Raw genomic sequence first — 26,140 nt, forward strand, 5'->3', positions numbered from 1 at the left:
GAGCTCGTCCGCCCCCGAGACCGGCCCTAGGGCGTCGGCGTCGCGGTCGGCTCGTCAGCCGACCCGGCGGAGCCGGGCAGGTCGCCGGCTCCGACGCACTCCTTGCCGTCATTCGGCAGGTAGCCGACCGCGTCGGCCAGGTCGCGCAGCACGTTGCCGCCGTTCGCCTTGGTGGTGTCGACGATCACCTGCACGCCGGGCTCACGGCCGTACGTGGTGAGGATCGAGGTCTCGGCGTCGTCGGGGTCTTGATCGACGAGCCAGTCCACGCCCTGGATGTCGTAGCAGGGCAGGTCGGACACGGCGGGCGTCTCGACGCCGCAGTGCAGCAGCACGCTCGTCGGCGAACCCCAGGCGCCGGTCGCCTGGGCGTCCGTCTCGCGGCGGTCCTGTCCGTCGTCGACGACCTCGGGCAGGTGGACGGTGACCTGCGCGCAGGCCGGGTCGTTCGCCCCCGCGGCGGGCTGCATCGGGACGGCTTGCGAGCAGCCGACGAGCGTCGTCGCGAGACCGGCCCCGACGAGCACGAGGGCCTGGACGCGAAGACGGGGACGGAGGCGCGCGGTGAGGCGCGAGGACGGGTTCGACATCGCATCCAGGCTACCGTTCAGCACATGGAACGACGCTCCACGGACCCCCGCCCGGCCGACGCCGACACCGTCGAGGGCGTCGGCGAGCTCGCCACCCTCGCCCGCATCCTGCCCCGCCTGCCCCGCGGCGACGACACGCTGCTCGGTCCCGGTGACGACGCGGCCGTGGTCGCGGCACCCGACGGCCGGTTCGTCGTCACGACCGACCTCATGGTGCACGGCCCCGACTTCCGACGCGCGTGGTCGACGTCGTACGACCTCGGCTGGAAGGCCGCGGCGTCGAACCTGGCCGACGTGGCGGCGATGGGCGCTCGGCCCACGGCGCTGGTGGTCGCCCTCGCAGTGCCCGGCGACACCGGCGTGACCGAACTCGAGGCCTTCGCGGACGGTCTGCGTGCGGGTTGTTCCGTGATGGCCCCGGGCACGGGGGTCGTCGGCGGCGACCTCTCGGTGTCGCCGACCTTCACGGTCGCGGTGACGGCGTTCGGCGACCTCGAGGGGCGCCCGCCCGTGCGGCGGGACGGGGCGCGCGTCGGCGACGTCGTCGCGGTGTCCGGCGCGCTCGGCCGCTCGGCGCGCGGGCTCGACCTGCTGTTCCGCCTCGGCGTCGACCACGACGGGGTGCCCGACACCGCCGCGGCCGCCGCCCTGCGCGAGCGCGACCCGGACGTCGGCTGGCACCTCGCCCCCACGCCACCCGTGGCCGACGGCCGCTCGGCGGCGCTTGCCGGGGCGACCGCGATGCTCGACCTGTCGGACGGCCTCGCCCTCGACGCCGGCCGGGTGGCCCGCGCCTCCGGCGTCGTGGTCGACCTGTCGGCCCGGGCGCTGGGCGACGACCCGCGGCTCGCGCTCTCGGGCGGTGAGGACCACTCCCTGTTCGCCACGTTCCCGCCCGACGTCGCGCTGCCCGGTGGTTTCCACGCCGTCGGCACGGTCCGTGATCCGGCAGGAGGCGCGCCCCGCGTCACCGTCGACGGTTCCGACCTCGGCGAGTCCGGCGGGTGGGACCCGTACCGCCTGTGGTCGGGGGCGCAGGGCTGACGAGCCGGCCCGCGCCTCCTGCCGGGGGTCAGTCGCGCAGCGCGAACCAGACCGTCGTGTCGCCGTACTGTTTCTCGACGTCGAGGGTGAGGCCCTCGGGCCAGCCCGGTTCGCCGTCGCGCGAGGCGCGCTCGACGACGACGAGGGCCTGTTCGTCGAGCGAGGGCAGCAGGGCCGTGAGGTCGGCGGTGAGGTCGGTGGCCGACAGCTCGTAGGGCGGGTCGAAGAAGACGAGGTCGACGAGCGCCGAGCCGCCCTCGAGGTACGACCGCACGGGCTGGGTGACCACGTCGACGCGCGGGGGAGTGCCGCGCGGCGGTCGGGGTGCCCGCGCCAGCACGGACTCGACGTTGCGGCGCAACACCTTCGCGGCGGCCGGGGCCTTCTCGACGAGGACGACCGAGGCGGCCCCTCGCGACGCCGCCTCGAGCCCGAGGCCCCCCGTGCCGGCGTAGAGGTCGAGCACGCGCCGGCCCCGGATCTCGTCGCGCGCGTCGAGCGACGAGAACAGCGCCTCGCGCACCCGGTCGCTCGTGGGCCGCGTCCCGACCTTGGGGACGACGAGCGAGAGGTTGTCGGCGAAGCCGGAGATGATGCGGGACATGGGGTCAACCATGCCAGGTCGACGCGCGACACCCGGCGCGCACCGGGCACGCACCCGGCACGCACGCGGTTCGAGCATCCCGACAACGCATCACCGTCGACCGCCCCGCCCGGTCGTCGGACCTGCACAACCGAGTTGGCGGTGCCCGCCGACGTCGGCAGCATCGGTGCCATGACCAGCGTCGATCGTACCGTCAGGCCCTCCTTCACGAAGTCGCTCTTCGCGGGGCGCATCGCCTCCGAACTCGTCTTCCCGTACCCGCAGATGACGGCGGCCGAGAAGGCCCGGGTCGAGACGGTCTCGGCGTCCGCCCGTGAGGTGCTCGCCGGCTACGACCCGCTGAAGGCCGAACGCGAGGGATGGATCGGCGACGACCTGGTACGCGAGCTGGGCGAGCGGGGCCTGATGGGACTCTTCGTCTCCGAGGAGTACGGCGGACTCGGGCTCGGCCAGAGCGCCTACTGCCGCGTGTACGAGGAGTTCGGTCGGGTCGACGGCACCCTGGCCACGGTCATGGGGGTGCACCAGTCGATCGGCACCAAGCCGCTGCACCTCTTCGGCACCGACGACCAGAAGGCCCGTTGGCTGCCCGACCTGGCGAGCGGCCGCAAGCTCGCGGCGTTCGTCCTCACCGAGCCGAACGTCGGCAGCGACGCCTACGCGCTCGAGACCCGGGCCGAGCGGCAGAGCGACGGCAGCTGGCTGCTGAACGGCGAGAAGCGGTGGATCGGCAACGGCGACAAGGACGTCCTGACGGTCTTCGCGCAGAGCGACCTCGGGCACGTCGCGCTGATCGTCGAGAAGGGCATGGAGGGGCTGAGCACCGGCCCGCGGTTCGAGACGCACGGCCTCAAGGCCAACCACCTGCAGCGCGTGCACTTCAAGGACGTCCGGGTGCCCGCCGAGAACCTCCTCGGCGAGCCGGGCGACGGCTTCCGCATCGCGGTCAACACGCTCAACAACGGTCGCATGTCGATGGGCACGGCCATCGCGGGCGGCATGAAGAGGTTCCTCGAGCTGAGCCTCGACCACACGGAGGCGCGGCACCAGTTCGGCAGACCGCTCGCCGACTTCGAGATGGTCGGCGACAAACTCGCGTGGATGACCCAGCAGATCTACGGCGTCGAGTCGATGTCGTACCTGACCACGGGCCTCGTCGACCGCGGCGACACCGACTTCGCGCTCGAGTCCGCGCTGACCAAGGTCGCGGCGAGCGACACCGGCTGGTACGCCCTCAACCGGGCGGTGCAGCTGCACGGAGGCGAGGCGTACATGGAAGGTCACCCGCTCTCCAAGGCCCTGCGCGACTTCCGGATCTTCCCGATCTTCGAGGGGGCCAACGACGTCCTGCGCGCGTTCGTCGCCCTGAACGGCCTCAAGACGCTCAGCGAAGAGCTGCCCGACGTGGCGTCGCTCCGCATCGGTGAGCCCGGACGGGCGCTCGGGGTGCTCGCGCCGTACGTCGCGGGCCGCGTCCAGCGCCGCATCCGGCCCGAACGGCCGGTCGGGGTTCATCCCGCACTCGCCAAGCAGGCCGCCGAGCTCGGAGACCAGGTCTCGCGGCTGCGCGAGCGCACCGAGGGGGCGCTCCGCAAGCACGGCAAGAAGGTGCAAGAGAAGCAGCTCGTGCAGAAGCGCCTCGCCGACGCGGCGAGCGGCATCTACGCGCAGACGGCCGTCCTGTCGCGGGCCTCGACGGCCCTGCAGGAGGCGCGGGCCGACTCCGACGCGGAGCGTCACCTCGCCGTCGGATTCTGCAAGCAGTCCGCGCGCGGGGTGGGGCGACAGCTGCGGGCCCTCGAGGTGAACGACGACGGGCACGTGGCCGACCTCGCGAAGGCGACCCGCGCCTCCGGCGGGTACTCCTTCTCGCTCTGACCGCGGGTCGGCCCGACGGGGCCGGCGCCGTTCGGCGAGGGGGCTGTCGGGGGCGGGCACTAGCGTGGGGTCCGTGCCCGACTCACCCCTCGACGCGTCGCTGGCCGGGGCCCTCGGCGGCCGGACGGCCACCGCCCTGCAGAAGGCCTTCGGCCTGCGCACGGTCGGCGACCTGCTGACGCACTTCCCTCGGCGCTACGCCCGGCGGGGCGAGCTCACGGCGCTCGACCAGCTGCCGCTGGGCGAGTCCGTCACGATCGTGGCCCAGGTGCTGGACGTCCGCGAACGCACGATGCGCGCCCGGCGCGGGTCGATCCTCGAGGTGCGCATCGGCGACGGCCAGGGCATCCTCACGCTCACCTTCTTCAACCAGGCGTGGCGGGCCAAGGACCTGGTGCCGGGTGCCCGGGGCATCTTCGCCGGCAAGGTCGGCGACTACCGGGGGCTGCGCCAGCTGGCGCACCCCGACTACGAGCTGTTCGACGCCTCGCACGAGGCCGTCGCCGGGGTCGGCGACCAGCAGGCCCAGAAGTGGGCGAAGCAGCCCATCCCGATCTACCCGGCCAGCGCCTCCGTGGCGTCCTGGCAGGTGCAGAAGTCGGTCGAGGTGCTGCTCGACGGCCTGCCGCCGATCGACGACGCGGTGCCGGCGTCGGTCCGGTCCGAACTCGACCTGATGCCGGTGTCCGAGGCGTACGAGCGCATCCACCGTCCCGAGACCGATCGCGACCACCTCACGGCCCGCGACACCCTGCGGTTCGACGAGGCCTTCGTGCTGCAGAGCGCCCTGCTGCAGCAGCGAGCGCTCGTGCGTCGGTCGGCCGCGACCCCCCGTCGGGCCGCACCCGACGGCCTGCTCGCCGCCTTCGACGCCGCCCTGCCCTTCGAGCGGACGGGCGACCAGCGCCTCGTCGGCGACGAGATCACCCGCGACCTCGAGGCCGAGGTGCCGATGAACCGCCTCGTGCAGGGCGAGGTCGGCTCGGGCAAGACCCTCGTCGCCCTGCGGGCCATGCTCGCGGTGGCCGAGAGCGGCGGCCAGTCGGCCCTGCTGGCCCCGACCGAGGTGCTCGCGGCTCAGCACCTGCGATCCATCACGGCCACCCTCGGTCCCGACCTGGCGGCCCGCCTCCGCCCGACCCTGCTGACCGGCCAGATGACGGTCGCCCAGCGCAAGAAGGCGCTGCTGTCCATCGTCAGCGGCCAGGCGCACGTCGTCGTGGGCACCCACGCCCTGATCAGCGAGGCCGTCGAGTTCTTCGACCTCGGCCTCGTCGTCGTCGACGAGCAGCACCGCTTCGGCGTCGACCAGCGTGAGGCGCTGCGCAAGAAAGGCGCCACACCGCCGCACGTGCTCGTCCTGACCGCGACGCCGATCCCGCGCACCGTGGCCATGACGGTCTTCGGCGACCTCGACGTGTCCACCATCGCCGAGCTGCCGAAGGGGCGCCAGCCGATCGAGTCGTTCGTCGTGCCCCTCGCCGACCACCCGACCTGGGGCGGTCGCATCTGGCAGCGCTCGGCCGAAGAGGTGGCGAAGGGGCGACAGGTGTTCGTCGTCTGCCCGGCGATCGACGCGGTCACGGCCGAACCCGGCGACCCGCCCGATGCCGAGGTCGCACCCGGCGACGACGCGCACGGGGCCGACGTGGCCGAGGCGCCGGCACCCGAACGCGCGAGCGTCGAGGGGGTCATGGCCCGGGTGCCCACCATCCCCGTGTTGGCCGGGCTGCGCATCGAGCCCCTCCACGGACGCATGTCGTCCGACGAGAAGGACGACGTCATGCGTCGCTTCGCGGCCGGCGACATCGACGTGCTCGTGGCGACGACGGTCATCGAGGTGGGTGTCGACGTGCCGAACGCCTCGACCATGGTCGTTCTCGACGCCGACCGGTTCGGCGTCTCGCAACTGCACCAGTTGCGCGGTCGCGTGGGCCGCGGCGGTCACCCGGGGCTCTGTCTGCTCGTCACGCACGCGGCGGCCGACACGATCGCGCGTGAGCGGGTGGACGCGGTCGCGGCCACGCTCGACGGCTTCGAGCTCGCGCAGGTCGACCTCGACCTGCGTCGCGAGGGCGACGTGCTCGGCAACCTCCAGTCGGGCGGCCGTTCGTCCCTGCGTCTGCTGCGGGTGGCCCGCGACGGCGACCTCATCGGCCTCGCCCGCGAGCACGCGGCCGAGGTCCTCGACGACGACCCGCGCCTGGTCGACCACCCCGCCCTCGCGGCGGCCATCGCGCGTCGACTCGACGACCGGGGCCGCGAGGCCATGGGCAAGAACTGAGCGCGCCGTGGTGCGTGACGCGTCCTCGACGCCGCCTTCGCCCTGGGTGTCCGTCCGGGGTCGGCGGGATACAGTGACCGGATGAGCAGGATCGCCGTCGTGCCGGGTTCGTTCGACCCCGTGACCCTCGGGCACGTGGACGTGATCGCCCGAGCCGCCAACATCTTCGACGAGGTCCACGTCCTCGTCGTCCACAACCCCGAGAAGAGTGCGCTGCTGCCCCTCGCGCAGCGCGTCTCCCTGCTCACCGAATCGCTCCGGGCGGCCGGGCTGCCCGAGACCGTCACGGTCCACAGCTGGAGCGTCGGGCTGCTCGTCGACTACTGCACCGAGGTCGGGGCGAGCGTGCTCGTCAAGGGCATCCGCTCGCAGGTCGACGTCGCCTACGAGACCCCGATGGCGATCATGAACCGCAGCCTCGCCGGTGTCGAGACCGTCTTCTTGCTCCCCGACCCGGCCCATGCCCACGTGTCGAGCTCGCTCGTGCGGCAGGTGGCCTCGCTCGGCGGGGACGTGTCGCCCTACGTGCCCGACGCCGTCGCCGCCTACCTCAGCACGACCTGACCCCGACCCCACCCGACGAGGACGCCGCGATGACCACGACCAACGACCCCACCGTCGAGCCCGCCGCCGTCCGCGCGACCGGCTCCGGGCCCACGATGTCGCTCGCCGAGGTCCAGCAGCGCGCGAGGGGCATCCTCGAGGCCGTGGCCACCGTGATCGACGGCAAGGACGGCGCCATCTCGACGGCGCTCACCGTCCTGCTCGCCGAGGGCCACCTGTTGATCGAGGACGTCCCGGGGGTCGGCAAGACCCAGCTGGCCCGGGCGCTCGCCAAGGCGGTCGACGCGACCGTCACCCGCATCCAGTTCACCCCCGACCTGCTGCCGAGCGACATCACGGGCGTCTCGGTCTACGACCGGCAGAGCGGGGGGTTCGAGTTCAAGCCCGGTCCCGTCTTCGCCAACGTCGTCATCGGCGACGAGATCAACCGCGCCTCGCCGAAGACGCAGTCGGCGTTGCTCGAGAGCCTCGAAGAGCGCCAGGTGACCGTCGACGGCACCACGCACCCGCTGCCCTCGCCGTTCCTCGTCGTGGCGACGCAGAACCCCGTCGAGATGGAGGGCACCTACAACCTGCCCGAGGCCCAGCGCGACCGGTTCATGGCCCGCATCTCGCTGGGCTACCCCGACGCCCGCAGCGAGTTGCGCATGCTGCAGCAGCGTGAGCGGGTCAGCCCCCTCGACACCCTGCGCCCGCTCGTCTCGCTCGACGAGCTCACGCGCATGATCGCCGCCGTCCGCACGGTCTACACCGCGCAGGCGGTCGAAGAATACGCCGTGCGGATCGTCCAGGCGACGCGCGTCCACCCCGACGTGCGTCTCGGGGCCAGCCCCCGCGCGACCCTGCAGCTCATGCGGGCGGCCAAGTCCTGGGCCGCCCTCAACGGCCGTGGCTACGTGGTCCCCGACGACGTCGACGCCCTCACCGGTCCCGTCCTCGGCCACCGGGTCATCCTCGCCGGTCGAGCCGGTGCGGGGGCGGTCTCCGCGGCCTACGACCTCGTCGCCGAGGTCGTCGAACAGACCCCCGTCCCGCTCGGCGACGCGACCGACGCGCGCTGACCGTGAGACGGGGTGGGGTCCCCAGGCCGACCGGCCGAGGCGTCGGCGTGCTCGCCGCCGGGGTGCTCGTCGTGCTCGTGGGCTGGCTGCTGCAGGCCCCGGCCCTCGTGTTCGCCGGCTCGACGCTCGTCGTGCTGATCGTGGCCGTCACGGTGTCGCTGCTCTTCCGCACGGCCGACGTGCGGGTCGCCCGCCGTTTCACCCCCGACCGCGGCGTCGCGGGGTGGTCCGCCGTCGAGACGGTCACGGTCCTTCCCCGAGGGGGGCGGACCTCCGGTACGGTGCGGGTCCGCGAGCAGCTGCCGTTCGGGCGACTGTCCGACTCCGAGGCCGCGGCCGTCCTGCTCGTGCCGGGCCGCGCCTCCTCGGCGGTCTTCCGTCACCACGACCTGCCGCGCGGTCGGCACCGCATCGGCCCCCTGCACGTCGACCTCCTCGAGTCGTACGGCGTCGCCCGGCGACGGGTCGTGGCGGCCGGCGTGGCCGAGTTCGTCGTCGTGCCCGACGTCGTCGAGGTGGGTCTCGGGCGCGAGTCCCGTGCCCTGGGTGACGGGTCGAGACGGCAGCGCGAGCACAGCCTGGCCGGTGGCGAGGACGATCCGGTCACGCGCGAGTACCGCCGGGGTGACCCGATGCGTCGGGTGCACTGGAAGGCGACGGCCCGGCACGGTGAGCTCATGGTCCGACAAGAAGAGCAGCACGGCCTGCCCAGCGCGCGGGTCGTCATCGCCGTCGCGGCCGAGGGATGGTCCGACGCGCGTCCGACGGTGCCGCCGACGAGCGGCGTCCGGGTGAGGCCGGCGACCGCCTCGATCCCGCTCGTCAGCGACGCGTTCGAGTGGGCGGTCTCGTTCGCCGCGACCATCGCGGTCGAGATCGGCCACGCGGGGTCCGCGACCGTGCTGACGACACCCGGCGGCACGCTCGTCGCCCGGCACGACCCGGAGTCGACCACGGGGTTCCTCGACGACCTCGCCGACCTGCGGCTCGACGACGCGCTCGGGGCACCGGCTCCCGCCCCGTCGCCCCGGGAGCCCGTCGTGGCGGTCGTCTCGGGCCTGGGCCGGCTCGACCTCGAGCTGCTCGTCGCCTCGAGGGCTCCCGGGTCGTCGGCGATCGCCGTCGTCGTCACGGCCGCCCTGCCCCTCGGCGCCGGCCTGACCTCACGACCCGCACGCCTCGCCGACGGTCCGGGCCGGGGCGACGACCGCGTGCTCGCCCCCGACGAGGTCGCCGGCGCCCTGCGTGACTCCGGCTGGCGGGTCGTCGAGACCGACTCGAGCGTCGACGTCGGCCGCCTGATCACGACCTCGGGGGTCCTCGATGACTGACTCGTCGACGCGCGTGGGGTTCTTCGGGGCCGAGCCCACGGGCGCGGCCCGCTGGCAGACCACGGCTCTGCTCTGGCTCGTGCTCGTCCTCTCGCTCGCGAGCCTGCACCCCGTCTTCGTCGGGGTGGGCTGGTGGATCACCGGTGCCGTCGTGGCCGCCGTGGTGCTGGGGGGTTCCCTCGCCGTCCGGGCGCTCGGAGGAGCCTCCTGGGCGGGCGTGGTCGGCGGGGCGGTCCTCGGCGCGCTCGTCACGACGGCCTTCGCCTCGGGGGGGACGGCCCTGCTCGGCGTCGTGCCGACGGGTGCCACCTTCGCGCGCGTCCCCGAGCTCTCGGCTCAGGCCAACGCGGCCATCGTCGAGGGATCGGCCCCCGTCGAGGTCAACGACGGCCTGCTGGTCACGGTGGCACTCTCGGTCCTCGTCGTCGCCGTCGTCACCGACCTGCTGTCGTCGGTGGGGCAACTGCCGGTCGTGACCGGGGTCTTCCCGGCCCTCGTCCTGGCCGTGCCGACCTTCGTCCCGGGCGTCGTGACGAGCTGGCCCTGGGTGGTGGCGACCGTGCTGGCCTACCTCGTGCTGCTGATGGTCTCCACGGGGCGACGACCCTCGCGCGCCGGTCTCGTCGGTGCCGCCGCGTCGGTCGCCGTGGCCGGGCTCCTGACCGCCGTCGTTCCCCTCACGGGCGTGGCGCCGTTGACCGGTTCGGGCACCGGTGCCGGCCTCGCGACCGGCGTGAACCCCATCATCGACCTCGGCGACGACCTGCGGCGGGGTGCCCCGGTCACCGTCCTGTCGTACCGGACCGACGATCCGCAGGGCACCTACCTCAAGCTCGTCGACCTCGTCGACTTCTCGGGCCGCACCTGGAGTCCGGCCGACGTGCCGCTCGACCCGCTCAACACGCTCGACACCCTGCCCGACGCTCCCGGCATCGACCCGGGCACCGCACGACGAGACGTCACGACGGACGTCACGATCGGGGCGCTCCGCAGTCCGTACCTGCCCGTCCCGGTGCCGCCGACCACCATCGAGGGGCTCGACGACGGGTGGCGGTTCGTCGACGAGAGCGGCGTCACCGTCCGCAGCGACTCCGAGGGCACGCAGGGCCTCGAGTACGAGGTGACGAGTCGGCCCGTCGACCCGAGCCCCGAGCAGGTCGTCGCCTCGCTCGACGACACGGGGCCCGACATGGCGCCCTACCTCTCGGTCGACGAGGTGCCGCAGGCCGTCACCGACCTCGCCGCCGAGGTGACCGTCGGCTCGGCCAACCCGTTCGACGCGGCCGTCGAGCTGCAGGACTTCTTCCGCGACGGCGACTTCACGTACTCGGAGGACACCCCTGTCCAGCGCGGCTACGACGGCAGCGGCCTCGACGCGATCGAGACGTTCCTGCAGGTCCGCAGCGGGTACTGCGTCCACTTCGCCTCGGCGATGGCGGTCATGGCCCGGACGCTGGGCATCCCCTCGCGGGTGGCCGTGGGCTTCCTGCCGGGCGACCTGCAGGGCGTCGGTGACGACGCCGCGTTCCGGGTGAGCAGCGACGACCTGCACACCTGGCCCGAGCTGTACTTCGCCGGGCTCGGCTGGGTCCCCTTCGAGCCGACCGTCGGCCTCGGCGCCCCTCAGCAGTACCTGCAGCAGACCGGCGTCGAGCCGAGCGACGTCCCCAGCGACGACGCGAGCACCGCGCCCGACGCGAGCACGGCCCCGTCGGCCTCGACCGCCCCGACCGGTGCGGCTCCGAGCGTGAGCGCCACGCCGACGTCCGCCGCCTCGGGTCCGGGCTCCGGCGTCGGGCCGGTCCCGTCGATCGCCCTGTCGGTGCTCGCGGCGCTCGTGCTCGCCGCCCTCGTCGTCCCCTCGGGTCTGCGCGCGGGCCGCCGACGTCGCCGATTGTCGGCGTCCCCGCCCGACCTGGCGCTGCACGCCTGGCACGAGGTGGTCGACACCGCTCGAGACCTGGGTGTCCCGGTGACGGCCACGATGACCCCGCCGGCCGTCGCCGACCTGCTGGCGCAGCGACTCGGGGTGGGGGGCGTCGGCCACGGTGCCGTGACCGGCACGGCGACGGCGCCGTCCTCCGGCCGGACGAGCAGGGCCGAGGAGGCGCGGGTCGCCTCGGTCGCGCTGCTGGACGCCCTGCAGGCCGAGCGCTTCGGGGCCGAGCCGGCCGCTCGGCAGGTGCAGGCGGACGCGCGCCGCGTGATCGACGGGCTCCGCGCCTCCTCGTCCGTGGGGCAGCGCGTCGTGGCGACCATCGCGCCGCGATCGCTCGTCGGGGGCACGGAGGCGGCGTCCGGCTCGACGGCGTAAACTCTCTCTTCGTGCCTCATTTCAGCCAGACCGCCTACACCGTCCCGGTGTTCGACCTCGTGCACCGTCCGGGCGAGATGCGCGAGCACGAACTCGACGTCGTCGTGCCCGAGAAGCTCGGCGAGGGACAGATCTCGGTGCCGAAGGGTGCCGAGATCGCTATCGACGTCAAGCTCGAGGGGCTGCACGACGGCATCCTGGTGTCCGCGCACGTCTCGGGCACGGCGGTCGGTGAGTGCAGCCGATGCCTCCGTGACATCTCCGAGCCCGTCGAAGTCGATTTCGCCGAGCTTTTCGCGTACGATGTCGACGAAGCTTTTGACTATCAGGTTCAAGACGATCACGTGGATCTTGAACCCGTGGTCAGAGACGCAGTGGTTCTGTCACTGCCCTTCCAGCCGGTCTGTCGGCCGGATTGTCCGGGCCTCGACCCCGAAACGGGCGAGCGCGTGGACGACATCCCCGACTACCAGCCCCGCGAGATCGCCGACCCCCGCTGGTCGGCCCTGGCAGGGTTCCAGGCTGAATCGGCACCCGCCGACGGCACGTCACAGGGAACCGGTCACGACGACCAGCGCCCGGCCGACGAGCAGCACTGAACACCACCGCGTCACCCACCATCGTCAGACCCAGGCACCCGTGAGGGTGCCGACAGAGAGAAGAGAAACCCATGGCCGTCCCGAAGCGCAAGCAGTCACGCTCCAACACGCACGCTCGTCGTTCGCAGTGGAAGGCCACGCCGGTCCAGCTCGTCAAGACGATCGAGAACGGCAAGGTCACCTACAGCCTGCCGCACCGTGCCAAGGTCGTCGAGGACAGCGCCGGCACCGCCCTGTACATGGAGTACAAGGGCCGCAAGGTCGCCGACGTCTGATCACCGACGTGAACCCGTCCACCCTCGCGGTGAGCGCATGAGTCAGCCCGAGTCGAGCCCTGGTGCCGACCGGGCTGTTCTCTTGTCCCGACTGCAGATCGAGCTCAGCGACGACCTGATCGACCAGGCGCTCACGCACCGGTCGTACTCGTACGAGCACGGCGGCGTCGGCAACAACGAGCGCCTCGAGTTCCTCGGCGACTCCATCCTGGGCCAGGCCGTCACGGTCATGCTCTTCACCGAGAACCCCGACCTCGACGAGGGCGACCTCGCGAAGCGTCGGGCCAGTCTCGTCAGCACCGTCGCCCTGGCCGAGGTCGCACGGATCATCGGTCTCGGCCCGTACCTGCGCCTCGGTCGCGGCGAAGAGTTGACCGGCGGTCGGGACAAGCACTCGATCCTGGCCGACACCGTCGAGGCCATCATCGGCGCGACGTACCTCGAGGCCGGGGGCGAGGCTGCCACGGCACTCGTGCTGCGTCTCGTGGCGCCGCTGCTCGTCGACCCCGATCGTTTCGGTGCCGCGATGGACCCCAAGACCAGCCTGCAAGAACTGGCTGCGACCCTGGGTCGGGGCATGCCTTCGTACTCGGTCACCGACAGTGGTCCCGATCACGACAAGCGTTTCCACGCGGTCGTCGCCCTGGGTGACGAGCAGGGCGTCGCCGAGGGGTCGGGCAGCAGCAAGAAGCAGGCCGAGATGGCCGCCGCCCTCGGGGCCTGGACGTCGCTCAACGCGTCGGCCGCCGGGGTGGCCGCCGCCCGTCGGGCCGCCGCCTCCACCGCCTGACCGTGCCCGAACTGCCCGAGGTCGAGGTCGTCCGGGCCGGTCTGCACCCCGTGGTGGCCGGTGCCGTGGTGACGGCGGTCGACGTCCTCGACCAGCGGTCGCTCAAGCGGCACCGCGGTCCGAGCGACGACTTCGTCGACCGCTTGGTCGGTGGCACGATCGACTCGGCCGTCCGCCGGGGCAAGTTCCTCTGGTTCCCCTTCGAGCCGGCCGAGCCGCACGAGCAGCCCCTGGCCCTCGTGGCTCACCTCGGCATGAGCGGTCAGGTCCTGCTCCGCAGCCGGGACGCCGAACCCGATCGCCTGATGCGCATCCGGCTCGAGGTCGACAGCCCGTCGCTCGGCCCCGTGCGACTCGCCTTCGTCGACCAGCGCATCTTCGGCTCGATGGCCCTCGACGAGACCGTGCCCACGCTGGACGGGCGGGCGGCGGGGTTCGCCGGCCCGCGCCTCCTGGGGTCCGACGCCGAGGCCGCGGTCGAGGCCGGGACGGACGCCCGGCCGACCACCACCGCCGGTACCGACGCCGATCCGGACGCCTGGGTGCGCCGGGTGCCGCAGCAGGTCTCGCACATCGCGCGCGACCCGCTCGACCCGGCCTTCGACGAGCCGCGGGTGATCACCCGCCTGCTGGCCCGACGCACCGGTGTCAAGCGCGCGCTGCTCGACCAGGGTCTGCTGAGCGGGGTGGGCAACATCTACGCCGACGAGAGCCTCTGGGCCGCGCGGGTGCACCCCGAGCAGCCGACCGAGTCGTTGTCGAGGGCGCGGGCCCGCGTGCTGCTGGCCGAGGTGCGGGTCGTGCTGCTCAAGGCCCTCGGCGAGGGCGGGACGAGCTTCGACGCCCAGTACGTCAACGTCAACGGCCAGTCGGGTTACTTCAGCCACCGCCTGGCCGCGTACGGGCAGCAAGGTCGCCCCTGCCCGCGGTGCGGCACCCCCATCGTGCGCGAGGCGTTCATGAACCGCTCGAGCCACTTCTGCCCTCGCTGCCAGCGGGTGCGCACGCGCTGACCCCCGCCTCGTCCGGCGCCGCCCGCCTCCCCGGACGGCGGGGCCTCCACCCGTATCCTTGAGAACGGGTCACGACCTGCCGTCGACGCCCCGGTCCGCCCGGTCCACCACCCGTCACGAGCCCCGAGGAGGCGCGGCGCATGTACCTGAAGAGCCTCACGCTCAAGGGCTTCAAGTCGTTCGCCTCGGCGACCACGTTCGCCTTCGAGCCGGGGGTCACCTGCGTCGTCGGCCCGAACGGTTCGGGCAAGAGCAACGTCGTCGACGCCCTCGCCTGGGTGATGGGCGAGCAGGGGGTGAAGAACCTCCGCGGCGGCAAGATGGAGGACGTCATCTTCGCCGGCACCTCGACCCGCGGTCCGCTCGGTCGGGCGCAGGTGGTGTTGACGATCGACAACTCCGACGGGGCCCTGCCGATCGACTACACCGAGGTGACGATCAGCCGTACCCTCTTCCGCAACGGTGGCAGCGAGTACGCCATCAACGGCGAGGGGTGCCGGCTGCTCGACGTCCAAGAGCTGCTCAGCGACTCCGGCCTCGGCCGCGAGATGCACGTCATCGTGGGGCAGGGGCAGCTCGACGCCGTGCTGCGCGCCACCCCGGAGGACCGCCGGGGCTTCGTCGAGGAGGCCGCCGGCATCCTCAAACACCGTCGTCGCAAGGAGAAGACCCTCCGCAAGCTCGAGGCCATGCAGACGAACCTCACGCGGCTCAGCGACCTCGCGGGCGAGCTCCGCCGTCAACTCAAACCGCTCGGGCGCCAGGCCGAGATCGCCCGCGAGGCGCAGACCATCGCCGCGGTCGTCCGGGACGCCCGCGCCCGTCTCCTGGCGGACGAGGTCGTCGCCCTGCGGGAGTCGCTCACGGCCCGGTCGAGCACCGAGGCCGAGCGCAAGAGCGAGCGCCTCGTGCTGCAGGACCGCCTCGACGAGAACAAGCAGCGTGAGCACCGCCTCGAGCAGGCCATGGTCGGCGACGCCGTCGACGACGCCCGCCGGGTGGTCTTCGGACTCGAGTCGGTCCACGAGCGCCTGCGCAGCCTGTCGAGCCTCGCGCAGCAGCGGCTCCAGCTGCTCGCCCAGCAGGCGGACCAGCCCGCCGTGGCGACCACCGTCAGCGCGGGCATGGTCGCCGACGCCCGCGACGAGGCCGAGCGCCTGCGCGGCGACGTCTCGCAGGCCGAGGCGGCGGTGGGGGCGGCCGGGGCCGAGCTGGCCACGGTCCGTGCGTCCCTCGACGCCCTCGACGTCGAGATCCAGGCGCAGAGCGTCCTCGTCTCGCAGCACGACCTCGAGGCCACCCGCCTGCGTGGCGCCCTCGAGACGGCGCGGTCGGGGCTCGCCGCCGTCCGGGGCGAGCAGCTGCGTCAACGCGCCGCGCTCGAGGCCGCCGAGGCGCGTCGGGACGCCGGACGGGCCGAGTACGCCGAGCTCGAGCAGCGGTCGCCGCGTGCCGACGCCGACGGGGTCGATCACGCCGCCGTCCAGGCCGAGGCCGAAGAGCAGCTGACGGCTCTCACGGCGAGCGTCGACGAGCTGCGCGACCGCCTGCACGCGGCCGAACGCGAGCGCGACGCCCTCGCGGCCCGGCGGAGTGCCCTGTCGCTCGCCCTCGACCAGAACGACGCCACGGCCGCTCTCGTGGCCGCGGGCCGACCGGGCATCCGAGGCCTGGTGGCCGAGCACGTGCAGGTGCGTCCCGGTTACGAGGCCGCCGTCGCCGCGGCGCTCGGCAGCGTGGTCGACTCGGTGCTGGCCGACGACGTCGAGGCCGCGGTCGACGCCGTCGCGCACGCCACCGAGGCCGAGCTCGGCCGGGTCGAGGTCGTCGTGGCCGAGCCCGTGCGTCCCCTGTCGACGCTCGACGTCGACCTCCCGACCGGAGCCGTCGCCGCCACCGCCGTCGTCACCGCGCCTCCCGGGGTGCTCGGGCTGCTGGCCGCCACCGTCGTGGCCGACGACCTCGTGGTCGCGCGCTCGGCCTGGCAGGCACTCGCCGGCCACCCGGTCCCCGTGACCGTCATCACACGGGCGGGCGAGGTGCTGACCGACTACGTGCTGCGCGGCGGGTCGGGTGCCGAGCGGTCGCGCCTCGAGCTCGTCGCCGAGCGCGACGCGGCCGCCGTCCGGCTCACCGGCGTGGCCACCGAGATCGAGCGCCTCGCCCCCGAACTCGCCGAGCTGCGGGACCGCCTCGCCGCGACGCGCACCCGTGCGAAAGAGGCGGCGGCAGCCGCCCGGGACGAGGAGGCGCGGGTCACCTCCCACGGGCAACAGCTCGGTCGTCTGCGTGCCCGGGTCGAGGCCGCCGAGGCCGAGGTCGACCGTCTCTCCGACGCCCTCGACGCGTCGGTCGAGGCCGTCGACGCCGCGAGCCGTGCCGTCGACGCGGCGTCGGCCGCCCACGACGAGCACGCTGCCCGCCCGCGGCCGCTGCTCGACGCGTCGGCGCGTGACGGCCTGCTGGCCGAGGTCGAGAGCGCGCGGGCCGTCGAGACCGAGCGTCGCATCGCCCTCGAGACCGTCCGCGAACGGGTCCGCGCCGAGATGGCCCGGGCCGAGGCACTGCAACGCCAGCTCGACGAGCAACGGGCGGCCGCCGAGCTCCAGGCGCGTCGGACGGTGGTGCGGCAGCGGCAGACGGCCGCCACGTCGTCGGTGCTCGAGGCCCTGCCGCCGACCCTGGACGCGGTCGCCCGGTCGGTGGCCGAGGCGCGCGCGGTGCTGGCCGAGGCCGAGGCGGCCCGGGCAGAGCAGAACACCGAGCTGCAGGCGCTGCGCCGGGCCGAGCGTGAGCTGCGCGACCGGCTCGCCACCGTGACCGAGAGCGTGCACGGACTCGAGATGGAGATCTACGAGAACAAGCTGCACCTGTCCGGGCTGCTCGAACGAGCCGGCTCCGAGCTCGGCCTCGTCGAGGACGTGCTCGTGGCCGAGTACGGACCGCACGTGCCCGTGCCGGGTGACGACGAGGTCGTGGTCCGACCGTCCGTCGACGCCGAGGTCGACCTGGTCGACGTCGAGGCCGCGGGCGAGGACGACGCCGCAGGCGAGGACGACGCCGCGGGGGAGCGTGCCGCCCGTGCCGCCGATCGCGCACCCGACGGCGCCACCGACCTCGACGACGCGACGCTCCCCGGGGGCGACGCCGCGCCTCCCCGGGGCGTGCCCTTCGAGCGGGCGGCCCAGCAGCGCCGGCTCGCCGTGGCCGAGAAGAAGCTCGCGCGGCTCGGGAGGGTCAACCCGCTGGCCCTCGAGGAGTTCGCGGCGCTCGAACAGCGCCATCTCTTCCTGACCGAGCAGCTGGCCGACCTGACCGGCACCCGCAAGGACCTCCTGACGATCATCGACGAGATCGACGACAAGATGCAGACCATCTTCGCGAGTGCGTTCGCCGACACCCAGGCCGCCTTCGACCAGGTGTTCCCGATCCTCTTCCCGGGAGGCAGCGGCTCGCTGCACCTGACCGACCCCGACGACCTGCTGGCGACCGGCATCGAGGTGACGGTGAAACCGGCCGGCAAGAAGATCGAGCGGCTGTCGCTGCTGTCGGGCGGCGAGCGGTCGCTGGCCGCCGTGGCGCTGCTGATCGCGATCTTCAAGGCCCGGCCGAGCCCGTTCTACATCATGGACGAGGTCGAGGCGGCCCTCGACGACGCTAACCTCGGCCGGTTGCTGACCATCTTCGAGGACCTGCGCGAGTCGAGCCAGCTCATCGTCATCACGCACCAGAAGCGCACGATGGAGATCGCCGACGCCCTCTACGGCGTCTCGATGCGTCAGGACGGCGTCAGCGCCGTCGTCGGTCAGCGCGTCGTCGCCGAGCGCGGCACCGCCGCCCCCGCCGCCTCCTGACCCCCGTTCGCCCTCCCCGAGCCGAACCACCCGCCCTCACCCCTGCCCGCTCCGCCCGCTCGTCCCCGCCCGCCCCTCCTGTGCACATCGCGACCAGGAGGCCTCCAGCCGTCTGCTCGGGGAGAACTGAGCGGCGCGTCGCGCAGGAGTTGTCGGGTTCGGCCCGCCGTGAGCCCTGCGAGCGGTCGGGTTCGGCACGCCCCGACCCCTCCGAGCGGTCGGGTCCGGTACGCGGTGATCCCTCGCGTCGGTCGGCTCGGACCATGCCAGGGCCAGGGGCCTGACCCGACACGACCCGACGAGAAACGCAGGAGGCGCGACCTGCGTGGCCGCGCCTCGTTCGTTCTCGTCGTGCCCCGTGGGGCACCGGGTGTCAGTCGATCGGCGTGTCGAGGACCCCGCCGTTGATGCTCAGCACGTGCCAGGCGGTGCCGTCCCACTCGACCGTGTTCGCCGCGGCGTTCTCGATGTGCGGGACCTCGCGGCCGAGGATCTCGGCGAGGGTGAAGCGGATGATCGTGCCGTGGCAGACGACGACGATGTGGGCGTCGTCACCGTCGAGCGGCAGTCGCGTGTCGCGGATCATCTCGAGCGCGCCGACGCCCCGGGCGGCGACCGACTCGCGGGGTTCGATGTCGGGGTAGTCGGCGTTGGGCTGGTCGGGGATCGGCGACTCGGGGGTGCGGCCCTCGTGCGAGGCGTAGTCCCGCTCGATCAGTTCGTCGTAGGCGTCGCCCAACTCGATGCCGAGCTCGGCGGCGATGATCTCGGCGGTCTCGCGGGCGCGCCCGAGCGGCGACGACACGATGGCGCTCCACTCGACGCCGGCCAGCAGCCGCGCCGCCTCGAGGGCCTGGCCGCGACCCGTGTCGTTCAGCGGGATGTCGGACGAGCCCTGGAGCTTGTGGGCGAGGTTCCAGTCGGTCTGACCGTGGCGGATGAGTTCGAGGCGCATCGGGGTGTTCCGTTCCATGGTGCGGCCGCGGCGGTGCCGCGGGGGAGTGACGGCGGGCGGCCCCGCATGGAGGCCGCCCGCCGGGGGATCAGTGGTCGTCGTCGGTGCTCGCCGTGACGCCGGCCTTCGCGCGGGCGTCCCGTCGGGTCTTCGCGAGGCTGGCGACCGTCGCGACGGCGATGGTCAGCACGATGAAGCCGAGCGAGAACCAGATCGGGATCTCGGGGATCCAGGTGATCGGCTCGCCGCCGTTGATGAACGGCACCTCGTTGACGTGCAGGGCGTGGAACAGCAGCTTGACGCCGATGAAGGCGAGGATGACCGCCAGGCCCTGGGCCAGGTACACGAGGCGCTCGAGCAGACCCGAGATGAGGAAGTACAGCTGACGCAGGCCGAGCAGCGAGAACGCGTTCGCCGTGAAGACGATGTAGGCCTCTTGCGTGAGGCCGAAGATGGCCGGGATCGAGTCGAGCGCGAAGAGCACGTCGGTCAGGCCGATCGCGACCATGACGAGGAAGAGCGGGGTGAAGAGGCGCTTGCCGTCGACCTTGGTGGTCAGCTTCTGGCCGTCGTAGTCCTGCGAGGTGGGGATGACACGGCGCAGGGCACGGATGAGCTTGCTGTCCGCCTCGTCCTTCTCGTCGTCGCCGTGGCCGCCCTTGACCTGGCTGTAGGCGAGCCAGAAGAGCAGGATGCCGAAGAGGTAGAAGACCCACGAGAAGTTCTCGATGATGACCACGCCGGCCGCGATGAACAGACCGCGCGAGAGCAGGGCGATGGCGATGCCGACGAGCAGCACCTTCTGCTGGTAGATGCGGGGCACCGCGAAGCTCGTCATGATGATCAGGAAGACGAACAGGTTGTCGACCGAGAGGGCCTTCTCGGTGATGTAGCCGGCGAAGTACTCGCCACCGAAGGTCCAGTTCGAGAAGACGCCGACGCCGACGCCGAACAGGACGGCGATGCCGATGTAGACGCCCGACCAGATGGCCGACTCGCGGATGGTCGGCTCGTGCGGCGTGCGGACGTGACTGAAGAAGTCGAAGAACAGCAGGCCGATGATGCCGGCGATGGTGATCGCCCAGGTCAAGAAATGGACGTCCATGTGTGTACCTCCAGTACGCAGCGGGTACCGAAGGTCTCCTCCACTCGCGTCGCGTCCTGATCAGGACGGCTGCGAACCGGTGCACCGGGTCGAGATCGGTCTCTTCCGTATTGACGACGCCACCGCGTGGGAGTACTCCCCTTCAACCTGGCGAGCTTACAGCCTCTGCACGTCCGCGGTCTCGTCCGGGGCCGAATAAGCTGGCCCGCATGGCTTCCCCCTGGTCCCTCTCCGGTGCCCTCCGTGGCATGTTCGCCAAGAAGACGATCGACGAGACCACGTGGGACGACCTCGAGGCCGCCCTGATCGGCGCCGACTTCGGCCCCGACGTGACCGAGCAGATCATCGACGACCTGCAGGCGAAGGTGCAGCGCTACTCGACCACCGACCCCGCCGACCTCAAGCGCATGCTGCGCGAGACGCTCGAAGAACGGCTCTCGAAGCTCGACTCGACCCTCAAGCTCAGCGCCCGACCCGCCGTCGTGCTCATGGTCGGCGTCAACGGCGTCGGCAAGACGACGACCATCGGCAAGTTCGCCAAGTTCCTGCGGAACTACGACCGCTCGGTCGTCGTGGGGGCGGCCGACACCTTCCGTGCGGCGGCCGTCGAGCAGGTCGCGACCTGGGCCGAGCGTGCCGGCGCCCGCATCGTCCGCCCCCAGCAGCAGGGCCAAGACCCTGCGTCGGTGGCCTTCCAGACCGTCGAGCTCGCCATGCGCGAGGGCATCGAGATCGTCCTGATCGACACGGCGGGGCGACTGCAGACGAAGTCGGGCCTGATGGACGAGCTCGGCAAGATCAAGCGCGTCGTCGAGAAGCAGACCGAGATCGCCGAGGTGCTGCTCGTGCTCGACGCGACGACCGGCCAGAACGGCCTGGCCCAGGCGCAGGCCTTCATCGAGCACGCCGGGGTGACCGGCCTCGTCCTGACGAAGCTCGACGGCTCGGCCCGCGGCGGATTCGTCCTCGCGGTGCAGGAGCAGACCGGCATCCCGATCAAGCTCGTCGGTCAGGGCGAGGGCATCGGCGACCTCACCGGCTTCACCCCCCACGTGTTCGTCCAGAACCTCATCGCGTAGGCGCCCACGCGCCCCGGCACGGACGCAGGAGGCGCGGGTCACGCGACCCGCGCCTCCTGCGTCCACCCCGGGGCGCGTCACACGGCCTGGCGCCCGGCCCCCGCCTCGAGCAGGTGGCGCAGCGCTTCGGGCACGACTCCGCCGCGTGCCTCGGTCGCCCGCGCCCACAGTCGACCTGCACGGTACGACGACCGCACGAGCGGCCCGGCGAGCACACCGCTGAAGCCCATGTCCTCCGCGATCTCGCGGAAGTCGACGAACTCGTCCGGGTGCACCCACCGGGCGACCGGCAGGTGCCGGGGGCTGGGGCGCAGGTACTGGGTCAGCGTGATGATGTCGGTGTGCGCCTCCCGGAGTCGTTCGAGGGCGTCGATGACCTCACCTCGTTCCTCACCCATGCCGAGGATCAGGTTCGACTTCGTCACGAGGCCGGCGTCGTGACCCTGCGTGATGACGTCGAGGGACCGCTCGAAGGTGAACGCGGGGCGGATGCGCTTGAAGATGCGCGGCACCGTCTCGACGTTGTGGGCGAAGACCTCGGGCCGGGCGTCGAAGACCTGCCCGAGCAGGTCGGGGCGAGCGTTGAAGTCGGGGACGAGGATCTCGACGCCCGTGCCCGGGTTCAGCTCGTGGACGCGGCGGATGGTCTCGGCGTAGAGCCACGCGCCTCCGTCGTCGAGGTCGTCGCGCGCGACGCCGGTGACGGTCGCGTAACGCAGCCCCATCTCGCGCACCGACTCGGCGACGGACAGGGGCTCGCGGCGGTCGATCGGGCTCGGCTTGCCCGTGTCGATCTGACAGAAGTCGCAGCGGCGCGTGCACTGCGAGCCGCCGATCAGGAACGTCGCCTCGCGGTCCTCCCAGCACTCGAAGATGTTCGGACAGCCGGCCTCCTGGCAGACGGTGTGCAGCTTCTTGTCGACCACGAGCTCGGTCAGGGCGCGGTATTCGGGGCCCTGCTTGGCGGTGGTCTTGATCCAGGTCGGCTTCTTCTCGATCGGGGTCTCGGCGTTGCGGGCCTCGACGCGCAGCAGCCGTCGGCCCTCGGGGGCGGTCGTCGTCATCGGTGGGCTCCCACGGGGTCGGGTCGGGCCGGCCGGCGTCCGCCGGTCTCGAGGCTGGTCAGGTACGCGGTCAGGGCCGTCTCGAGGGCGTCCGCGACGTCGGTGACGGCCACGCGCCTCCCGGAGGCGCGGGTCAGGCTGGTCACGCCGGCGTCGGTGATGCCGCAGGGCACGATCTGGGCGTAGGGGGACAGGTCGGCGTCGCAGGTGAGGGCGACTCCGTGCATCGTCACGCCCTCGGCGACCCGCACGCCGACCGCCGCGACCTTGTCGTCACCGAGGGGCCCCGGCACCCAGGCACCGCTGCGCCCGGCCACTCGCACGGCCGACACTCCGACGCCCGAGCACACCTCGATCAGGCACGCCTCGAGCGCGCGGACGTGCGCGACGACGTCGAGCGGCTCGGGCAGGCGCACGATCGGGTACGCCACGAGCTGGCCGGGGCCGTGCCAGGTGATGCGTCCGCCGCGGTCGACCGGGACGACGGGGGAGCCGTCGCGAGGCAGGTCGGTCGGCTGCGTGCGCGTACCCGCCGTGTAGACGGACGGGTGCTGGCAGAGGACGAGTGCCGAGTCGAGCCGGCCGGCCACCACGTCGGCATGCAGTCGCCGCTGCAGGCGCAGCCCCTCGCGGTAGTCGAGCGGCGGACCCGTCAGGCCGACACGTCGCGTCGTGGTCATGCCCCGAGGGTAACCTCATTGATGCACCGAGTACAAGAAAGCCGAGCCGAGGAGGTGCGGCCACGCAGCGCGGGACGCCGACGGTCGGTTAAGATGGGCGCACCATGGCCACTTTTGGAACCCTCTCCGACCGCCTCGCGGAAACCTTCAAGAACCTCCGCAACAAGGGCAAGCTGAGTCCCGCCGACGTCGACGGCACCGTGCGCGAGATTCGTCGCGCCCTGCTCGACGCCGACGTCGCGTTCGACGTCGTCAAGGCCTTCACGAACACGGTGCGCGACCGCGCCCTCGGCGACGAGGTCAGCAAGGCCCTGAACCCCGCGCAGCAGGTCGTCCAGATCGTCAACGAAGAACTGGTGCAGATCCTCGGCGGTCAGCAGCGTCGGCTCGAGTTCGCCAAGAACCCGCCGACCGTCATCATGCTCGCCGGCCTCCAGGGTGCCGGCAAGACGACGCTCGCGGGCAAGCTGGCCAAGTGGCTCGCGAAGGACGGCCACACGCCCATGCTCGTGGCGGCCGACCTCCAGCGTCCCAACGCGGTGACGCAGCTGCAGGTCGTCGGAGAGCAGGCCGGCGCCCACGTCTTCGCGCCCGAGCCCGGCAACGGCGTGGGTGACCCGGTGAAGGTCGCCAAGCAGGCCATCAAGTACGCCCGCGACAAGCAGTACGACACGGTCATCGTCGACACGGCCGGTCGTCTCGGCGTCGACGCCGAGCTCATGAAGCAGGCCGCGAACATCCGCAAGGCCGTGGACCCCGACGAGGTGCTGTTCGTCATCGACGCGATGATCGGTCAGGACGCCGTCGCCACCGCCAAGGCCTTCCAGGACGGCGTCGACTTCACCGGCGTCGTGCTCTCGAAGCTCGACGGCGACGCCCGCGGTGGTGCCGCCCTCAGCGTCGCGTCGGTCACCGGCCGCCCCATCATGTTCGCGTCGACGGGCGAGTCGCTCGACGACTTCGAGCCGTTCCACCCCGATCGCATGGCGAGCCGCATCCTCGACCTCGGTGACATCCTCTCGCTCATCGAGCAGGCCCAGCAGGCCTTCGACGAAGAAGAGGCGATGGCGGTTGCGCAGAAGATCGCGACCGACTCCTTCACGCTCGACGACTTCCTCACGCAGATGCAGCAACTGCGCAAGATGGGCTCGATCAAGGGCATGCTCGGCATGCTGCCGGGCGCCAAGGGCATGCGCGAGCAGCTCGAGAACTTCGACGAGCGCGAGATCGTCCGCACCGAGGCGATCATCCAGTCGATGACGCAGCAAGAGCGTGCGATGCCCAAGCTGCTCAACGGCTCGCGTCGCCTCCGCATCGCGCGCGGTTCGGGCATGACCGTCACCGACGTCAACCAGCTCGTGCAGCGCTTCGAGCAGGCCTCGAAGATGATGAAGACCGTCGCCAAGGGCGGCGTGCCCCAGGTCCCCGGCATGGGCCCGATCCCCGGCGCCTCGTACGCCGGCAAGAAGGCGCAGCCCAAGAAGAAGGGCTCGAAGGCCGGCAACCCGGCCAAGCGCGCCGCTCAGAACGCCGCCCTCGCCACCGGCGCCAAGCCCGCTTCGTCCGCTCCCGGCGGTTCCGGCTTCGGACTCGGCGGCGGTGGTGGGGCCACGGCCGGCGGCACGGCACCCTCGCCCGAAGAGCTCGCGTCGCTGCAGAAGATGCTCGGGCGCGGCTGACCCGACCCGCGCCTCCTGTTGATCGACGACGCCCGTCCCGCATGACGCGGGGCGGGCGTCGTCGTCCGTGCCCGACGTCGTCCGTGCACGACGTCGGACGCGGCGACTCACTCGGCTGCGGACAACCCCTCGTCGAACTCGCGGACCAGCGAGGCCACGACGGGCCGGAGGTCTCCGCCGTGGGCGGCGGCGACGGCGAGCTGGCGCTGGTAGCTGGCCCCGCGGTCGGTGATCACCGCGAGCGAGTGCAGTTCGTCGAGGCAGCCGAGGCGTTCGGCCGCCGGCTCGAGCGACGTCACGAGTTCGCGCAGGTCGTCCGTCACCAGTCGTTCGTCGCCGGCCGCGTTCTGGATCACGATGGCGTCCATGCCGTACCGGGCGGCGCGCCACTTGTTCTCGCGGACGAACCACGGCTGCATGCTCGTCAGGGTCTCGCCGCGGTCGAGCCGCTCGGACATGTCGTCGACGAGGCACTGCACCAGTGCCGTCACGGCGGCGAGCTCGTCGGTCGTCGCGATGCCGTCGAAGACGCGCGTCTCGAGGGTGCCCCACTTCGGCGAGGGACGCAGGTCCCAGCGCAGTTCGCTGTGGTCGTCGATCACGCCGGTGTGGGTCATGTCGGCGACCATGGCCTCGTATTCGGACCAGGTCGCGAACTGGGGCGGCAGACCCGCCGTCGGCAGCTGCTGGAACATCAGGGCCCGGTTCGAGGCGTATCCCGTCTCTTCCCCGACCCAGAACGGGCTGGACGCCGTCAGGGCCTGGAAGTGCGGCAGGTAGGTGAGCATGCCGTTGAGGATCGGCAGCACCTTGGCGCGGTCGTCGATGCCGACGTGCACGTGGACCCCCCAGATCATCATCTGGCGGCCCCACCAGCGCGTGCGGTCGATCAGCGTGGCGTAGCGCTCCTTGTCGGGGGTCACCTCCTGGTCGACGTAGCGGCTGTAGGGGTGCGTTCCGGCACACATCAGGTCGGCGCCGAGCACCGAGGCGGGGCCGCGGACCTGGTCGATCGTGCCCTTCAGGTCGTCGACGGCGTCGGCGACGCGGTGGTGGACGCCCGTGACGACCTCGACCGTGTTGGTGAGCAGTTCGTTGGTCAGCCGCTCGGGGCCGCCGTCGTTCACGTGCGCCAGGTCGGCGAGGATCGCCGGGGCGTGCGGCGCCAACTCGCCCGACTCGTGGTCGACGAGGGCGAGCTCCCACTCGACGCCGAGGGTCGACCGCTCTGAGGTCGTGAAATCGATGCGCATCCGCGTGGCCTTCCCGTGGGCGTCAGGGCGGGTCCATCCTGCCAGCCGGGGCGCGCAGGGGGCCGTCGACGGAGCAGGTGGGCACGTCCTGAGTCGTCCGATGACGCCGGGGAGGCGCGGTGCC

At 72.3% G+C, this 26,140-nt stretch carries 21 protein-coding genes; 14 read left to right on the forward strand and 7 right to left on the reverse strand.

Going from position 1 to position 26,140, the window contains the following annotated elements:
• Nucleotides 1–26: 26 nt before the first annotated feature.
• Nucleotides 27–590: a DUF3515 family protein gene (locus IFT88_RS07430; RefSeq protein WP_192119780.1), complete on the reverse strand. Its 564-nt coding sequence runs from the start codon at nucleotides 588–590 to the stop codon at nucleotides 27–29.
• 24 nt (nucleotides 591–614) lie between these two features.
• Here IFT88_RS07430 and thiL point away from each other — a divergent pair, with 24 nt between their 5' ends.
• Entirely contained in the window at nucleotides 615–1,634 is a 1,020-nt protein-coding gene (thiL, locus tag IFT88_RS07435; RefSeq protein ID WP_192119782.1) for a thiamine-phosphate kinase, read from the forward strand.
• Nucleotides 1,635–1,662: 28 nt separating this feature from the next.
• Here the strand turns inward: thiL and rsmD are convergent, their stop codons facing one another.
• Complete coding sequence (gene rsmD / locus IFT88_RS07440; protein WP_192119784.1) at nucleotides 1,663–2,238, reverse strand: 16S rRNA (guanine(966)-N(2))-methyltransferase RsmD; 576 nt, start codon at nucleotides 2,236–2,238, stop codon at nucleotides 1,663–1,665.
• Nucleotides 2,239–2,409: 171 nt separating this feature from the next.
• Between rsmD and IFT88_RS07445 the strand changes: the two genes are divergently transcribed.
• From IFT88_RS07445 to IFT88_RS07495, 11 genes are all read left to right on the forward strand, one after another.
• Nucleotides 2,410–4,116: an acyl-CoA dehydrogenase family protein gene (locus IFT88_RS07445; RefSeq protein ID WP_157489654.1), complete on the forward strand. Its 1,707-nt coding sequence runs from the start codon at nucleotides 2,410–2,412 to the stop codon at nucleotides 4,114–4,116.
• Nucleotides 4,117–4,189: 73 nt separating this feature from the next.
• Nucleotides 4,190–6,400 carry a helicase-related protein gene (locus IFT88_RS07450; protein WP_192119786.1) on the forward strand — a complete coding sequence of 737 codons (2,211 nt, stop codon included), beginning with the start codon at nucleotides 4,190–4,192 and terminating at the stop codon, nucleotides 6,398–6,400.
• A gap of 81 nt (nucleotides 6,401–6,481) precedes the next feature.
• Nucleotides 6,482–6,964 (forward strand): pantetheine-phosphate adenylyltransferase, encoded by a 483-nt coding sequence (coaD, locus tag IFT88_RS07455; protein ID WP_043593942.1) that lies wholly within the window; start codon nucleotides 6,482–6,484, stop codon nucleotides 6,962–6,964.
• 29 nt (nucleotides 6,965–6,993) lie between these two features.
• A complete protein-coding gene (locus tag IFT88_RS07460; protein WP_446718824.1) occupies nucleotides 6,994–8,025 on the forward strand; it encodes an AAA family ATPase in 1,032 nt (343 codons plus the stop codon).
• Between the two features lie 47 nt (nucleotides 8,026–8,072).
• The gene (locus IFT88_RS17625) at nucleotides 8,073–9,356 is read left to right on the forward strand and encodes a DUF58 domain-containing protein (protein WP_192119788.1); all 1,284 of its coding nucleotides are present in this window, start codon (nucleotides 8,073–8,075) and stop codon (nucleotides 9,354–9,356) included.
• Complete coding sequence (locus IFT88_RS07470) at nucleotides 9,349–11,670, forward strand: transglutaminaseTgpA domain-containing protein (RefSeq protein ID WP_192119790.1); 2,322 nt, start codon at nucleotides 9,349–9,351, stop codon at nucleotides 11,668–11,670. Before IFT88_RS17625 ends, IFT88_RS07470 begins: the two co-directional genes overlap by 8 nt.
• Nucleotides 11,671–11,681: 11 nt before the next feature.
• Nucleotides 11,682–12,269 (forward strand): YceD family protein, encoded by a 588-nt coding sequence (locus IFT88_RS07475; RefSeq protein WP_342212101.1) that lies wholly within the window; start codon nucleotides 11,682–11,684, stop codon nucleotides 12,267–12,269.
• Nucleotides 12,270–12,340: 71 nt separating this feature from the next.
• Nucleotides 12,341–12,544 carry a 50S ribosomal protein L32 gene (gene rpmF, locus IFT88_RS07480; RefSeq protein WP_043593937.1) on the forward strand — a complete coding sequence of 68 codons (204 nt, stop codon included), beginning with the start codon at nucleotides 12,341–12,343 and terminating at the stop codon, nucleotides 12,542–12,544.
• Nucleotides 12,545–12,581: 37 nt separating this feature from the next.
• A complete protein-coding gene (rnc, locus tag IFT88_RS07485; RefSeq protein WP_043593936.1) occupies nucleotides 12,582–13,334 on the forward strand; it encodes a ribonuclease III in 753 nt (250 codons plus the stop codon).
• 2 nt (nucleotides 13,335–13,336) lie between these two features.
• On the forward strand, nucleotides 13,337–14,347 hold the full coding sequence (locus IFT88_RS07490; RefSeq protein WP_192119792.1) for a DNA-formamidopyrimidine glycosylase family protein: 1,011 nt from the start codon (nucleotides 13,337–13,339) through the stop codon (nucleotides 14,345–14,347).
• A 140-nt stretch (nucleotides 14,348–14,487) separates the two neighbouring features.
• Nucleotides 14,488–18,201 (forward strand): AAA family ATPase, encoded by a 3,714-nt coding sequence (locus IFT88_RS07495; RefSeq protein ID WP_192119794.1) that lies wholly within the window; start codon nucleotides 14,488–14,490, stop codon nucleotides 18,199–18,201.
• A gap of 373 nt (nucleotides 18,202–18,574) precedes the next feature.
• Here the strand turns inward: IFT88_RS07495 and IFT88_RS07500 are convergent, their stop codons facing one another.
• Together IFT88_RS07500 and IFT88_RS07505 are read right to left on the reverse strand one after the other, a co-directional pair.
• Nucleotides 18,575–19,156, reverse strand: a complete 582-nt coding sequence (locus tag IFT88_RS07500) for a histidine phosphatase family protein (RefSeq protein WP_192120183.1) — start codon at nucleotides 19,154–19,156, stop codon at nucleotides 18,575–18,577.
• Between the two features lie 88 nt (nucleotides 19,157–19,244).
• A complete protein-coding gene (locus IFT88_RS07505; RefSeq protein ID WP_056046204.1) occupies nucleotides 19,245–20,261 on the reverse strand; it encodes a TerC family protein in 1,017 nt (338 codons plus the stop codon).
• A 209-nt stretch (nucleotides 20,262–20,470) separates the two neighbouring features.
• On the opposite strand from IFT88_RS07505, the gene ftsY reads away from it, so the two are divergent.
• Nucleotides 20,471–21,340 (forward strand): signal recognition particle-docking protein FtsY, encoded by an 870-nt coding sequence (gene ftsY, locus IFT88_RS07510; RefSeq protein WP_043596298.1) that lies wholly within the window; start codon nucleotides 20,471–20,473, stop codon nucleotides 21,338–21,340.
• Nucleotides 21,341–21,417: 77 nt separating this feature from the next.
• Here ftsY and lipA read toward each other — a convergent pair whose 3' ends face one another.
• Complete coding sequence (gene lipA / locus IFT88_RS07515) at nucleotides 21,418–22,404, reverse strand: lipoyl synthase (RefSeq protein WP_056225794.1); 987 nt, start codon at nucleotides 22,402–22,404, stop codon at nucleotides 21,418–21,420.
• Nucleotides 22,401–23,084, reverse strand: a complete 684-nt coding sequence (gene lipB, locus IFT88_RS07520) for a lipoyl(octanoyl) transferase LipB (RefSeq protein ID WP_192119796.1) — start codon at nucleotides 23,082–23,084, stop codon at nucleotides 22,401–22,403. The genes lipA and lipB overlap by 4 nt, the downstream gene beginning before the upstream one ends.
• A 104-nt stretch (nucleotides 23,085–23,188) precedes the next feature.
• Here lipB and ffh point away from each other — a divergent pair, with 104 nt between their 5' ends.
• A complete protein-coding gene (gene ffh / locus IFT88_RS07525) occupies nucleotides 23,189–24,763 on the forward strand; it encodes a signal recognition particle protein (RefSeq protein ID WP_043596303.1) in 1,575 nt (524 codons plus the stop codon).
• Nucleotides 24,764–24,870: 107 nt separating this feature from the next.
• On the opposite strand, the gene IFT88_RS07530 is transcribed toward ffh, so the two are convergent.
• Nucleotides 24,871–26,016 carry a glutamate--cysteine ligase gene (locus IFT88_RS07530; protein ID WP_043596306.1) on the reverse strand — a complete coding sequence of 382 codons (1,146 nt, stop codon included), beginning with the start codon at nucleotides 26,014–26,016 and terminating at the stop codon, nucleotides 24,871–24,873.
• Nucleotides 26,017–26,140: the final 124 nt, after the last annotated feature.

This window comes from Frigoribacterium sp. CFBP 8751, from assembly GCF_014841545.1.
GTDB lineage: Bacteria > Actinomycetota > Actinomycetes > Actinomycetales > Microbacteriaceae > Frigoribacterium.